Genomic DNA, 12,372 nt, shown 5'->3' with positions numbered 1-12,372 from the left:
ATCGGCCCGAATGACTCCTGCTTGATACAGCCAATGAAACCAGATAATCTCCCGCGCGTGCAGTTGAGGAATAATTTTCATCTCCCGCTTGTCCGCACCTCGAAACAAGCCTTTGAACGTCTTGGCTTTGAGATTGACCGCGCGACGCACATCGTCTTTGCGTCCATTGAAGTAATCGCACAACAGCCGAATGCAGTTTGACTTCCACAAGTATTCCACGCTTGGATTTTTCAGATAAAACCCAATGTACTCGATCAGCGGAAATTCATATTCGATTGCGCGGTCAAGCTGACTGTATTCCAGGCAGCTGCCTTTAATCGTTTTCTTGCTGATCGCTCCCACGAAGGCCGGATAGTATTCATAAGAAAAGCTGTTCGGCTTCCAAGTGTCCATTCGAATCGTTTTAATCGGTTTCCAGCCCTGCCAGCCGAGCTTCCATTTTTCTGCCGTATCATCTTCAAAATGATAAATGCTCATTGGTTCGTAATCGATCTCAAGCCCATCCCAGTTTAAACGCTGCGACACACGCCATGACCGCACCCAAATTTCTCGTCCGATCCCCCGGAACAGGTGATAGAACAAAAACGCACTCGTCAATTTGCCACCACGGCGAAACATCCAGCGGTGCGGTTCAACCTTTCCCCCGCACATCGGACAGACCGTCATGTCTTTCAGCTTGTCCTTCACATCGGCCTCAAATTTCTTTCCACAGGCCGTACAAACGCATTCCCAGTGCGGATAAGGAGATAGCGAAAACGGGTCTTCATCCATTCCTATACGCCGGGCAAACAGTTTGCCTTTCAGCTCCCGTCCGATAACCTCTTGCAGCTCCTCGAAATCCGGCTGCTCGTCCGGCAATCGAGCCAACATCTCGTCTGTTGTCATCCTGGCCACCTCACAGCAAATCCATCAGGTCGATGATTTCAGCCTGGGGTTCTTCCTCGTGCGCCATCGGTAGCACCTCCACCGAAGTATCTGCGCACTCCGTCCGGACACCTTCCACCCAAGCGCTTGGGATTTTGTAAAAATCCAGAATCAGCTTGATGACCGGATTATCCGGATTCATTTCGAAGACCGCACACGCCCACGAACCGCCCTTCTGGTGCTTTTCGGCGTAGTCATATAGGACTTTGCCACAAGCGTTAATCGACATCTCGCGGTTTGCAAGATCCTGTTCGATCAGCGCCGCGATCTGCTCGTTCTGTTGACCCAAATACAGCAAAATTTCGCCAATGCCACGCACATGCGGAGCACTGGCAGCTTGCATCTGCTTTTTCAGCTCTAACATTTCCATAATCGTTACCTCTTGCACAGGCACACGGCCTATGCTATACTAAACACATCACTTATTTATCTTTTCAGGACTTGGGCGTCTCGGCATCAGCCGGACGCCCTTTCCTTTTGCCATGAAAGATCGCGCAAGTTCTCTTCCCGGCGAGCCTCTTCGATCAGACTGTCATAGCGCAGCTTGATTGCCCACGCCTCACGGAAATTTGCCGTGTCCCGGCTGAGTGGTACAAGCTCCTCACTGCCCAGCCTGCCGCCCAGACATTCATACAACACTTCACCGTATAAGGTCTGATATGCTGACACCAGCACGCGATCAATCCGACAAACCGGATACGCCGTCACAGAACTAACCGGACGGACTTCAAGCCCCGAAAACCGAATCATCTTACGGCCTCACGCTGATTTTCCGTGCACCCGGCTGTAAAAAATCCTCCGGATTTTTCTGCTTTTGTGCGATCTTTACAGCGTGCGCCGCCTGACCCACATTGTTCGTTCGTACCTTATCGCGGACGATCTTATTTTGCTTGTCCTTCATACAATTCATTTCTTGCCCCTCCGAACATGCAGCCCGATGATAATGCCGCTGCCAAAACACTGCAAAATATGTACGACAGGCATCGGCAGCAGCGCGGGCATGGTGCTTGTCCACCATTCATATAGGCCGCAGGCTGCGGCAATCAGCACACACAACGCCAACATGATCCGGAACAACCAGAAATAAATCCATCTCTGCTCTTCTTTCAAAATTCTTCTCCTCTCTATCTCTCGATGGTTTTGTAATATCCATCCCTCTGCCGGTGCAGCGTGATCGGCGAGTGACAGCGCACGCAGTTGATCTCGATGAAACGCTTCTGGCTGTTGGTCAGATAGTGCCATCGCTTGCCACACACGCAAATCGCGTCTGCTTGATGCATCCCTCTCAGTTCCATGACGGACTCACAAGCATTGCACCGGAAGTTGTAGGTGTAATCACGGACATAAAATCCGCGCTCCGTGCCACATTTTGGACATTCGATATACAAAAAGCCTTTGTAGGCATCTTTTCTTGGTTTCTTCTTGCTGCTCATGACTATTGATCCCCCTCTGTGCATCTTACCAGAATCAGATACTCCCCAACGGTGTACAGGTCGTCCTCTTCTGCGTCAGTGAACTCTCCGTCCGGAGTTGTCCGGCAGATGACCAGCGGGCCGCACAGCACGTCGCGCCGCGCAGGCATGGCGGCTACCGGCGGCAAGCCGAGCAGCTTGTCTTCCTCATTGCAAATCACACACAGATGGGTGTCCATCGGTACCACCTCGATGTTTCCACCAACCGCAGCCTGTAATGCCTCCAGCGTGTTCGGTACATCGTCCCAGTACATCCGGTGTTCGGTGTCGATCATAAGTACATTCATACGGCACATCCTCCTGCAACACTTCGGTACGGCAGGCACTCCCGGATTGTTCCAGCTGGCCGCCACAGGCTCTTCGGGTATCTGTACTCGACCACCACAAAACGCTGCTTCGGATGTACCCAGATCACTGTACCAGTGACCTCAGGTCTTTCGCTCTCCTTGGTTCCGTTCATGTATACCGGAGAAAACCGGACTTTGCGCCCGATCAGCGGGTGCTCCTGTTCCGCAGGCTTCTTTTTTCTGCCCATATCAGTCCAGCACCTCCCACGCGAAACGCCCCTTGCCGCTGTTTCTCCACTGACCGATGCCGCGGAAACTGCCATAGTTGAGCCACTCCTCAACAGCTGCCCAGTGGCTGTCATCCATACAGATGATGGTCATAGTCACCGTAGTTCCGGCCGGCAGTTCCTCGCTCGAGCTGAGCGCCACCCGCTCACCCTGTGCGGTCTGTGCTCTCAGCGGTCTCTGGCAGATCGTCACAGGTCCCGGAGACTCCAAGCAGATTTTACGCGGCTCCACAAAGATCAGGCCATCGATGACCTTCTTATAAGCCGTCAGCTTCCCGCTCTCGTTCTTGGCCTTCTTCTTTTTGCCGGTCTCCGGGTCCTTTTCGGACAAACGTGCCAGCATCGAGCAGGCATCCTTGAAAAATCCCTTGATCTGATAGTCGTACAGGAACGGCGTGCCGTCATCGTCCCGCGGGAATACCGTGGTGCCGCGCTCGACAATGCTCTCCGCGCCCAGCGCCTCGACCTCTTCCTTGATCGTAGCGGCATCCGGTGCCTTTGCTCCGATAAACCGGGTGTAAATCTCTGCGTCTGCCGAACTGGTTCCGAGGATACCCTCGAGGAACGTGATTTTTACATTGACTTTTTTCATGCTTGATCGTCTCCTTTGTATTTTGGTTTTCATGCTTTGCCCTGGCGGCGCGACGCATATCGCAGCCATGCCACTGCTGTGCATTCCTATTCCTGGCTTTTCCATTGCGATGCCTATCGACTCGTCTCAAGGCGGTGCCTTTGCATATCTATGCGTATCTTTTCCCTGCCAACGCTTCGCGAAGCCTTGCTATGCCTCTGCATTGTCCTGCTTTACTATGCCATAGCAATTCAATTCTAGGCTTTTCCATCGCCATGCAAGTCAATTCGCGGCCATGCCTTTGCGGCGCACGTCTTCGCTATGCCTTCGCACGGCTGTGCATTCCTATGCCCCGGCCAATCTGCTCCAGTCTCAGCTACGCCATAGCGAAGCTCAGCCCCGCCCTGCCTTAGCTGTGCTATTCTTTGCATTTTGTTGCATGGCTTTGCCGTTGCGCTGCTATACGATGCTATTCCTTTGCTAAGATTTTCTATGCAATGCCCCAGCGGCTCTACTGGATGATCTTAGGGTCATCGCGCACGGCCTTGATCACAAACTCGGTATACCAGGTATACAGCTTGACGGTTGAGATAAAAAACGTCCGGTTGGTCGCGGTCTCCCGCAGCCATCCCATCCCGAACGGACACCGCTGCGCCATAATCATGGTTTCCAGCGATCCCCGGTCAATGCCGAGCAGCTTCGCAACCTCTCCCAGCGGGACTTTCCGCGGGTACCGGTTGCACAGCTCGGTCAGCTCGTCCAGCTGGGACGCGATGCACTCCGGTACGTCAGCGACGATTTTCATGGTTGTCATCTCCTTCTATGGTCGAATCGTCTGGTTTGACAGCTCGAACAATCGCCTCTGCGACATCCTTCACGCTGGTGTAACCAGCACCACCGTTTGTCGTGTTACCGCATTGACCCTTTTCAAGTAACCCAACGATTCGATCTAATTGCTGGTTGATCTCAAACAATGATTCGATCAAAACGGCTTCCGTGGTCGCTTTCATATTCTCACCTCGTTTCTTGGTTGACGTTAATGCCTGCGCCCATCAGGACGCAGGCTTCTGTGCGTTGGCTGCGGCCTGAATCGTTGCGGACATGGCCGCTACGCCCTCGGCATAACCGATCAGGTACTCGCGCTTTTCAGGCGGCAGCACCTTTACCGCTTCTGCCAGCTTTTGCAGGGTCTTTCTTTCTTCGGCATTCATCGATGTCACCTCCTTTAGCTTGGCTATATTATTACATATCTGGGTTAATATGTCAACAGTTTTATTTAACCTAGTTATATTTTTTGTTGACATTCAAAGTCACTTATGCTTTAATAGAATCAGAAAGGAGAACTCATGCATGGAACAACTTAATGAACGAATCAGCGCTCTCATTAGCGCACTCGGTTTGAAGAAAACTGCATTCGCAGATAAGCTAAATGTATCCCAAGCATTTGTCTCTCAGCTGTGTTCTGGTGTAAAGCAACCCAGCGACCGTACTATTGCCGATATCTGCCGTGAGTTCAACGTAAACGAACATTGGTTACGCACCGGCGAAGGAGAAATGTTTATCAAACTCAGTCGGGGTGAGGAAATATCCGCTTTCATGGGTGATATCCTTTCTGGTGAACCAGATTTTCGAGCTCGTCTGATTGCAGCCCTTTCCCGACTCACAGCTGAGCAATGGAAACAGCTCGAAGGAATTGCCGACACGCTGATCGCTGAAATGCAAAAAAAAAGAGACTGACCAGTAAGTGGTCAGTCTCACATCATCCGGCAATATGTATCACAAATTGCAAGACGCATTTTACTTTTTCCTCGCTCATTAAACGCAATTTTCGTTCAATGACTGCGATGGTCTTTTCTGTCTCTGAGAGTACGGGCGGTTCGGCTCGGGTCTCACGTTGGACTGCCTGCTCTTTCAATTCGTTCATTTTGCCCTCTCTTTCTATGCTGAACAAATGTTTGTTTTTTGATGTTTCCATTATATCGCACGCCTGTTCGATTTTCAAGCATAACTGTAACTTTTTGCGCATCGGTGTCCGGTGCGTGAAAAACTACCGTTATGGTAGAAAGAAAAAGGAGGATTTTCGGATATGAAAGACAACTATGTTGCAGATGAGCTGTTGAAATTAAAACAGCTTCTCGATTCCGGAGCAATCACACAAAGCGAATATGACTCCCAGAAGTCAAAATTGCTGAACGAATCACCCGCTGTCGCCGACTCCAAGCAAAACACCCCCACTCCACCCCAAAAGAAGAAAAAGAAAAAAACTGGATGCTTGATTGTTGTTATCGTATTTCTGGCAGTTATTATCGGTGGAATCATATCCGGCACGAGTAGCAAAAACACTATGACCTCCGATGAAATACTGGCATTCGACGATAAAACCTGGTCGGACTACGCAAAATTATATGAGTCTCACAACAATTTTATGACCTGGATTGACGGCTATGCAAACGGTACGATCAGCGCCCTTGACATGTATTCCGGATGCGAGAATTCAGCATACGTGTTCCAGCAATTATCTCAGTCTTACGGATACGGTACTTCAAACTATCAAAAAAAATATCTCGATGCATTCGAAAGCGCTGCCCTCAATGATCAAATGGCTGCTGAGTCTATGATGGAATACTTAAACTCGCTCAAAATCGAAGACCTTAATAACGCAAAAAAATACATAGAGAACGCTAAATCTGCGCTTACTTTGATCGCCTCCAACAGAGGCACTTTGTTAGCTGATTCGGATTTAACCGATGAGCAAATTTTGGAAAGAATCAACCAAAGCATGGCTCTTATAGAGAAATAACATAAAAAAAGCCGCCTGCCCTGCGCCAACAGGACAAGCGGCCCGCATCAGGGACAAGCCCATGATACTACTTAGACAATGGTATTATATCACTTGTCCCTGCTTTTGCATACCCGTTTTGCAAAAATCATGGAAGGACAGGTGTTTTTTATGCCAAGAAAGAAACAAGTAAAACGCTCTGACGGAACATACGAATACAAGATTACTGTCGGGAAAGATCTCCACGGCAAGGCCATTCGTAAATCATTCTATTCCGCAAAATCCCTCGCCGAGGCCAAGGCCAAAGCTCAAGAATACATCATATCGTCTCGGGTATCTGCCCTGACCGGTCAGCCCGTGTCCGGCTCTAGCCGGCACGAGGACACATTTTCTCACTGGGCAATGCAATGGCTCGAAACCTACAAAAAGCCTACCGTCACGCCGAACACATACCACCTCTCATATTTCGTCCCTGTGACCTGTTATCTGATCCCGTTTTTCGGCGATGCCGATCTCTGCGCCATCCAGCCGGTCGATGTGCAGCGCTTTTTCAATGAGCGCCGTGATCTGTCGATGTCTTACCTGAAGAAATTCAAGTTGTGTCTGACCGCCATATTCGAGTGCGCCTACGAAAACGGCGTACCGTGTAGGAATCCTGTCAAGCACGTCAAGCTGGTCAGTGCAGCGCAGCCACACGAAAAGCGAGTCTATACCGATGCGCAGATCGAAACCGTCAAGTACTGTGCGCGTATGGAGTTCCCAGCAGTGTACATTCTGCTCGAGCTCGGTTTACGCCGCGGCGAACTCTGCGGGCTGATGTGGTCAGACATCGACCGCAAGGCTCGCACCATCCGGATCGATCGAGCGGTGCGCACTACCGCTGGCACGGTGTCGATCGCAGAACCAAAGCACGGTTCTCGCCGCGTCCTCCCTCTCTCCGACGAATGCCTGGAGGTGTTCGACTCCATCCCTCGCCGCAGTATGTACATCTTCCCTAACGCTGCCGGGAAGCCCTGGGACCCCAACGGGTTTTCCCGCTCGTATAATCGGTTCATGGATACGCTGCCCTCTGGCCTCCCTCGCCTAACCCCTCATGAGCTGCGCCATACCTGCGGCACAGCACTCCGGCGCCGCGGCGTGGATATCTACACCATCCAGAAATATCTCGGCCATCAGGACATCGATGTCACCGCAAACACCTACGTGCACAGCGAGATCGAAACCATGCGTGCAGCTCTTGACACCACGACAAAACCACGACAAACAACCCCGAAAACTGCCGAAAACTAGCCGATTTTTCGAGCCTCAAAACAAGTCTCTATTTCAAATTATACAACCTTTTCCTATTCTATAACGCAAAAACAGACGGTTTATTCTTGATAATTGATTTAAAATTGTCTCCTTTCCCTTCTTTCACTGGGGGTCAAGAGGCCGCAGGTTCAAGTCCTGTCACTCGGACCAAAAAAAACCGCCTTTTTCGTAAGAAATCGGCGGTTTTTTTGCATATAAAGTTCAAAGTTGAAAATGCGTATCTACAGCTTGTTCTTTATTTCTTCTTTACGAAGATCTCTAGCATGATCTACTTACAATTCTTTCAGAACCAGCTGTCCTGATTGCGTGGTGTCAATTTAATGTCAGTGTTCAATACTTTAGTAATGCTGAGAATGTAATAAACTCATTTCTTGTTATATTACAGGTAGATATGGGTTATATCAAATCTTATTGCTCGCACCATGAGGAGTATCCTAGAAAGGATACTCCTCATTTTTTGTCGGCCAAATTGGGGCAGCACCAGTTTCATTAAGCAGCGGCCGATTTCACATGCAGATGTCGGTGGCAGGTACAAATCGTTTATCTTAACTGTTAACTGATTCTACAGCTAGTTTATCAGTTATTATTTTCCCTTTCTTTCCTCTACCATCCGAACAAACCATTCAACCATGGACGGATCACTGTGTGAAAAGAAAGAGCTTTGTTTTTTATCTAATTTGGAAATTCGATTTAGGTCTGTTTGTTCCAGTACAAAGTCAAAAACATTCAAATTTTCTTCCATACGTGCTTTATGTGTAGATTTTGGGATGACCACCACTCCACGTTGAATATGCCAGCGTAAGATAATCTGTGCTGTTGTTTTCTTGTACTTCTCAGCAATCTGAACAAGTACAGGATTCTCAAACAAGCCTCCTCGTCCCTCTCCAAAAGGTGCCCAGGCTTCCATTTGAACTCCATACTTATCCATCCATCTTTTTGCTTCTATCTGCTGATTAAACGGATGGGTTTCCACCTGATTGACCATAGGCTTTACGCGGCTGAAAGACGCGATATCCACAAGTCTGTCTGGATAAAAATTTGAAACGCCGATTGCACGCAATTTTCCCTCGTCATAGAGATCTTCCAATGCCCGATATGCCCCATAGTAATCCGAAAATGGTTGATGCAGAAGAACGAGGTCAAGATAATTTGTTTGCAGTTTTCGCATGGATTCCAGAACAGATTTTTTAGTTTCCTCGTATCCATAATGCTCAACCCAAACCTTCGTTGTCAGGAAAATATCTTCTCTGGGAATACCTGATTTGACAATGGCAGTTCCAACCTGTTCCTCATTGAAATAACTTTGTGCCGTGTCGATTGATCGATAACCTACGTCAAGTGCATCCATGACACAGCGCTCGCACTCTTCTTTTGACACTTGATAGACGCCATACCCTACAATTGGCATTTTCACTCCATTATATAAAGTGATCTGTTCCATCTTTGCTGCCTCCACTTTCATTCAATTCACGAAAAATTGTCATTTCGTGTGTTTTGTGTTACCATATAAAGTGTAGCACCCGGTTGTAACTACCGGTCAATAGTTTTTTGAAATTTATAAACTTTTTCGAGGCGAATAATATGCTATACAGTATGAAGCAGACTTGTCAAAAAGCCGGAATGACTTATGAAGCATTAAAATTTTACTGCAACCAAGGGTTAGTTCCAAATGTAAAACGTGACAAAAACAATTACAGAGTCTTTGACGAACATGATATCGAATGGATCAAGGGACTGATCTGCTTAAAGCGCTGCGGAATGAGCCTTGCAGACATGAAGCACTATCTTGCACTTTGTTTAAAGGGGAAATCCAGCATCCCCCAAAGAAAAGAAATCTTAACAAAGCAGCGCGATTTTCTTGTGAAGAAGATGGAAAATCTGCAAGAAGATATTGCATACATTGATGGGAAGCAAAATTATTATGATGATGTATTGTCTGGAAAAATCCAATATACCAGCAATTTAATTCACACAGACGAAGAATAAAAATCGGCTTTTGTGATATTTAGTATCTCCGTTCAATGGCCCTTACAGGACAATTTCCACAGTGCAGACAGTGCCTCTGCTCGATTACGACAGGTTTCTGCGTGATATCAATACATTTCTGCGGACATTTAGAATAGCACAATTTGCAGCCAATGCACTTATCTGTTACAAAATATCCGTTTTCTTTCGTCTGTGCATCACCGAAAGAAAAACCGTCCCGCTCAATTGGAAGTTTGGAAAGGTCGAACCATTCTCCGGTCCCTTCATAAATTTGAAACACTGTAAGAATGCTGCGTAAGCGTACATCGGGATAAATTTTCTCCATATATGGGTTTTTACGAAATAGCTCAGGCAATCTATCCGAACCGATCTCCTTCACCTTCCCCTGTACTGATACCGCCACACAAGAAAGGGTGTCTTTTCCCTTTATGGCGGTAAACGCAATATTTTCATTGGCTTTCAGTCGATCATAAAAGTTTTTGCCTTTTGCCGTCAGAAAGTAAAGGCTGTTTTCATCATAATCCATAATGTCGATGGCACAGGTGACAGGCCTTCCCTCTCTGTCTATCGTGGCAAAAACAGTAGAGTGGATTCCATCTGCAATATATTTCAAATAATTTCTTGCCCGCATGATAAACCTCCTATTTCCGATTGTCCTTTAATCCGGGTAAATCTATCAAAAAAAATCAACCAATTGGTCGATGCGTATAAATGTTTCCAAAATTGGAAGTAAAATAAAGTAAATTCAGGCAACAATAGAAAAATAATCCTTCTATGAGATAAAAACAAGCCCCGCAGAGACTGATTGCCTGCGGGGCTGCTTTTACAGTCCGCAGACTGTCTTGTCGGCCAGGTTTTTCACTTTTTTCAAGATATTTTGCTTACAGGGTATACTCCTTAGGCGGATTGCCAGAGAAGTCGGCGATTACCGCATGCGCGTTCTTCAGATAGAAAACCTCAAAGATCGGGTTTGTGGCATCACCGTACTGACCCTTAACAATGGGGTTTTGAATGCACATCTTTTTGGCATCCATGTTGTTCTCGAAAACAGCCTCACCGCTTAGACGAATCCATGCATAAGCCGGACTGGAAACAGATACCTCAATATTGGGATTGATCTGCATATCCTTGTAGACATCCTTCTGGTTATTGGTGCAGAACCACAATTTTCCACCCAGCTCACCGGCAAACATAAAGGGTCGGCACTTTGCTTTTCCATCGCGACCAACCGTAGCCAGATACTGTACGGGATTTTCCTGCAAAAACTTTACAACTTCATTCATGATGAATACCTCCTGATTTCAAATATGCATTTTGGAATTGCAATCTCTATCTTGCAAGATTATAATAATTCCATAAGTATCCATTGTAAAGTAAGCACTTTATTGTGCTATAGTTACCTAAAGAAAACTAATAGAAAGAAGTGATACCATGCAACAAACGAAAGAATTACCTGCCTGCCCGGTGGAAACAACGCTTATGCTGATCGGTGATAAGTGGAAAGTCCTGATTCTCCGCGACCTTATGCCTGGAACAAAACGATTTGGAGAACTAAAAAAATCCATTGGCAGTGTATCGCAGAAAGTATTGACCGCTCAACTGCGGGATATGGAAGAAAAAGGACTGGTCAACCGAAAGGTATATGCCGAAGTTCCTCCACGAGTCGAGTATAGTTTAACCGAGCTTGGAAAAAGCCTGAAGCCTATCCTGGACGCCATGTGGACATGGGGCGAAGGATACAAAGTACAAAATAGCGAAAGAAAAACGGAGCAGACTTAAAATCTGCTCCGTTTTCTTAACTCTCGGGCTGTTGTCCGTCAAATTCTTGCACGTCATTTTATCACACATGGGCATGTCCCGCAAATAAAAGCATGCAAATACTGTATTTCCCTGCTATATAAAATGATAATTAGCTCCCTATGATGGGCATGGAATGAATATAAGTATCTGACTCAAGCATTTTAATCATAAATGCACCAATGTCTTCACGTGAAATAGAAAACTTCATTTTTGTATCACCAAATCCGACTTTCACATTTCCAGTGTAGCATGTATCTTGCGGTGCCATAAAACGTACCAGTGTCCAGTCCAAGTTGGATTCCTGAAGGACTTTAGCAATTGCCACCATCTCTTTTTTAGCTTGGGTAAAAACGATACCGGCTATGATTCCTGGCACGACTGTAATCAATGATTTTTTATCCTTTGAAAAATGCACACTTGGCGTTCCCCAATCAACCAATCGTTTTACTCTATTTGCTTCCATAGCTTTGATCAGAGTTTTATGCCCCTCTAATGACTCCATCTTCTGATAGCTTTTCTTCATAGGGATTCCAACACACCAAACTACAGCATCCTGTCCGGCGAGTGCTTTTATCATTTTCTGCTCATCGCAAATATCTCCTTGAATGATCGTCAAATTTTCATTCGCTTCCGTTATCTTCCGGGCATTGCGCACATAGGCCGTGACGCGATGGCCACTTTGCAATGCATAGCGAACGGCCACTTCCCTATGCCCCCGGTTGCTCCAAATATAATCACATTCATAAACATACCTCTCTCCACAGTTTACAATTTAAATCTTAGGTTTTATAATTAAAAATTACAAGTACCATATTAAAATAGATGTACTATCAAAAATAATAGTATTGTTGGAGCCGGGAGATCGCGACCATATTTTGTCGGGAGTATTTAACCAATTTTTGTCGGCGAACCCCAGAGCTAGTAGAATAAACAAAAAGAGAGACAACAACCCAGC

Annotated in this window: 21 protein-coding genes; 5 read left to right on the top strand and 16 right to left on the bottom strand. The window is 46.9% G+C overall.

Going from position 1 to position 12,372, the window contains the following annotated elements; translation table 11 throughout:
• From B5F17_RS14120 to B5F17_RS14910, 11 genes are all read right to left on the bottom strand, one after another.
• Positions 1-885, bottom strand: an 885-nt coding sequence (locus B5F17_RS14120; protein WP_143287754.1) for an FmdB family zinc ribbon protein, incomplete at its 3' end; no start/stop codon positions are given.
• Positions 886-895: 10 nt separating this feature from the next.
• Entirely contained in the window at positions 896-1,294 is a 399-nt protein-coding gene (locus B5F17_RS14115; protein WP_087374856.1) for a hypothetical protein, read from the bottom strand.
• Between the two features lie 86 nt (positions 1,295-1,380).
• Positions 1,381-1,674 (bottom strand): hypothetical protein, encoded by a 294-nt coding sequence (locus tag B5F17_RS14110; RefSeq protein WP_087374854.1) that lies wholly within the window; start codon positions 1,672-1,674, stop codon positions 1,381-1,383.
• A gap of 1 nt (position 1,675) precedes the next feature.
• A complete protein-coding gene (locus tag B5F17_RS14915; RefSeq protein ID WP_162608115.1) occupies positions 1,676-1,834 on the bottom strand; it encodes a hypothetical protein in 159 nt (52 codons plus the stop codon).
• Complete coding sequence (locus B5F17_RS14105; RefSeq protein WP_162608198.1) at positions 1,831-2,001, bottom strand: hypothetical protein; 171 nt, start codon at positions 1,999-2,001, stop codon at positions 1,831-1,833. The genes B5F17_RS14915 and B5F17_RS14105 overlap by 4 nt, the downstream gene beginning before the upstream one ends.
• A 47-nt stretch (positions 2,002-2,048) precedes the next feature.
• Positions 2,049-2,357: a hypothetical protein gene (locus B5F17_RS14100; RefSeq protein WP_087374850.1), complete on the bottom strand. Its 309-nt coding sequence runs from the start codon at positions 2,355-2,357 to the stop codon at positions 2,049-2,051.
• A gap of 2 nt (positions 2,358-2,359) precedes the next feature.
• Positions 2,360-2,683, bottom strand: a complete 324-nt coding sequence (locus B5F17_RS14095; protein WP_242968778.1) for a DUF3846 domain-containing protein — start codon at positions 2,681-2,683, stop codon at positions 2,360-2,362.
• Between the two features lie 249 nt (positions 2,684-2,932).
• A complete protein-coding gene (locus tag B5F17_RS14085; RefSeq protein ID WP_087374844.1) occupies positions 2,933-3,562 on the bottom strand; it encodes a hypothetical protein in 630 nt (209 codons plus the stop codon).
• A gap of 490 nt (positions 3,563-4,052) precedes the next feature.
• Complete coding sequence (locus tag B5F17_RS14080; RefSeq protein WP_087374842.1) at positions 4,053-4,346, bottom strand: hypothetical protein; 294 nt, start codon at positions 4,344-4,346, stop codon at positions 4,053-4,055.
• Positions 4,330-4,551 carry a hypothetical protein gene (locus B5F17_RS14075; protein ID WP_087374840.1) on the bottom strand — a complete coding sequence of 74 codons (222 nt, stop codon included), beginning with the start codon at positions 4,549-4,551 and terminating at the stop codon, positions 4,330-4,332. Before B5F17_RS14075 ends, B5F17_RS14080 begins: the two co-directional genes overlap by 17 nt.
• 42 nt (positions 4,552-4,593) lie before the next feature.
• Positions 4,594-4,752, bottom strand: coding sequence for a hypothetical protein (locus tag B5F17_RS14910; protein WP_162608197.1), 159 nt, complete (start codon positions 4,750-4,752; stop codon positions 4,594-4,596).
• A gap of 139 nt (positions 4,753-4,891) precedes the next feature.
• Here B5F17_RS14910 and B5F17_RS14070 point away from each other — a divergent pair, with 139 nt between their 5' ends.
• Positions 4,892-5,278, top strand: coding sequence for a helix-turn-helix domain-containing protein (locus tag B5F17_RS14070; RefSeq protein WP_087374838.1), 387 nt, complete (start codon positions 4,892-4,894; stop codon positions 5,276-5,278).
• Between the two features lie 22 nt (positions 5,279-5,300).
• Here B5F17_RS14070 and B5F17_RS14065 read toward each other — a convergent pair whose 3' ends face one another.
• Positions 5,301-5,543, bottom strand: coding sequence for a hypothetical protein (locus B5F17_RS14065; RefSeq protein WP_143287753.1), 243 nt, complete (start codon positions 5,541-5,543; stop codon positions 5,301-5,303).
• Between the two features lie 84 nt (positions 5,544-5,627).
• Here B5F17_RS14065 and B5F17_RS14060 point away from each other — a divergent pair, with 84 nt between their 5' ends.
• The gene (locus B5F17_RS14060; protein ID WP_087374834.1) at positions 5,628-6,341 is read left to right on the top strand and encodes an SHOCT domain-containing protein; all 714 of its coding nucleotides are present in this window, start codon (positions 5,628-5,630) and stop codon (positions 6,339-6,341) included.
• 78 nt (positions 6,342-6,419) lie between these two features.
• A complete protein-coding gene (locus B5F17_RS14055) occupies positions 6,420-7,610 on the top strand; it encodes a tyrosine-type recombinase/integrase (RefSeq protein WP_087374832.1) in 1,191 nt (396 codons plus the stop codon).
• 604 nt (positions 7,611-8,214) lie between these two features.
• On the opposite strand, the gene B5F17_RS14050 is transcribed toward B5F17_RS14055, so the two are convergent.
• On the bottom strand, positions 8,215-9,072 hold the full coding sequence (locus B5F17_RS14050; RefSeq protein ID WP_087374831.1) for an aldo/keto reductase: 858 nt from the start codon (positions 9,070-9,072) through the stop codon (positions 8,215-8,217).
• A 140-nt stretch (positions 9,073-9,212) separates the two neighbouring features.
• On the opposite strand from B5F17_RS14050, the gene B5F17_RS14045 reads away from it, so the two are divergent.
• Positions 9,213-9,617, top strand: coding sequence for a MerR family transcriptional regulator (locus B5F17_RS14045; protein WP_087374829.1), 405 nt, complete (start codon positions 9,213-9,215; stop codon positions 9,615-9,617).
• Positions 9,618-9,636: 19 nt separating this feature from the next.
• On the opposite strand, the gene B5F17_RS14040 is transcribed toward B5F17_RS14045, so the two are convergent.
• Positions 9,637-10,248 (bottom strand): pyridoxamine 5'-phosphate oxidase family protein, encoded by a 612-nt coding sequence (locus B5F17_RS14040; RefSeq protein WP_087374827.1) that lies wholly within the window; start codon positions 10,246-10,248, stop codon positions 9,637-9,639.
• A 250-nt stretch (positions 10,249-10,498) separates the two neighbouring features.
• Positions 10,499-10,900, bottom strand: coding sequence for a pyridoxamine 5'-phosphate oxidase family protein (locus B5F17_RS14035; RefSeq protein ID WP_087374826.1), 402 nt, complete (start codon positions 10,898-10,900; stop codon positions 10,499-10,501).
• 148 nt (positions 10,901-11,048) lie between these two features.
• Here B5F17_RS14035 and B5F17_RS14030 point away from each other — a divergent pair, with 148 nt between their 5' ends.
• Entirely contained in the window at positions 11,049-11,396 is a 348-nt protein-coding gene (locus B5F17_RS14030; RefSeq protein WP_040332453.1) for a winged helix-turn-helix transcriptional regulator, read from the top strand.
• 130 nt (positions 11,397-11,526) lie between these two features.
• Here the strand turns inward: B5F17_RS14030 and B5F17_RS14025 are convergent, their stop codons facing one another.
• Positions 11,527-12,120, bottom strand: coding sequence for an NAD(P)-dependent oxidoreductase (locus B5F17_RS14025; protein WP_162608196.1), 594 nt, complete (start codon positions 12,118-12,120; stop codon positions 11,527-11,529).
• Between the last annotated feature and the right edge of the window lie 252 nt (positions 12,121-12,372).

It is taken from the genome of Butyricicoccus pullicaecorum, assembly GCF_002160355.1.
Taxonomy (GTDB): Bacteria; Bacillota; Clostridia; order Oscillospirales; family Butyricicoccaceae; genus Butyricicoccus; species Butyricicoccus pullicaecorum.
The sequence above is the reverse complement of the archived record's forward strand: the minus strand, read 5'-3'. Positions and strand labels throughout refer to the sequence as shown.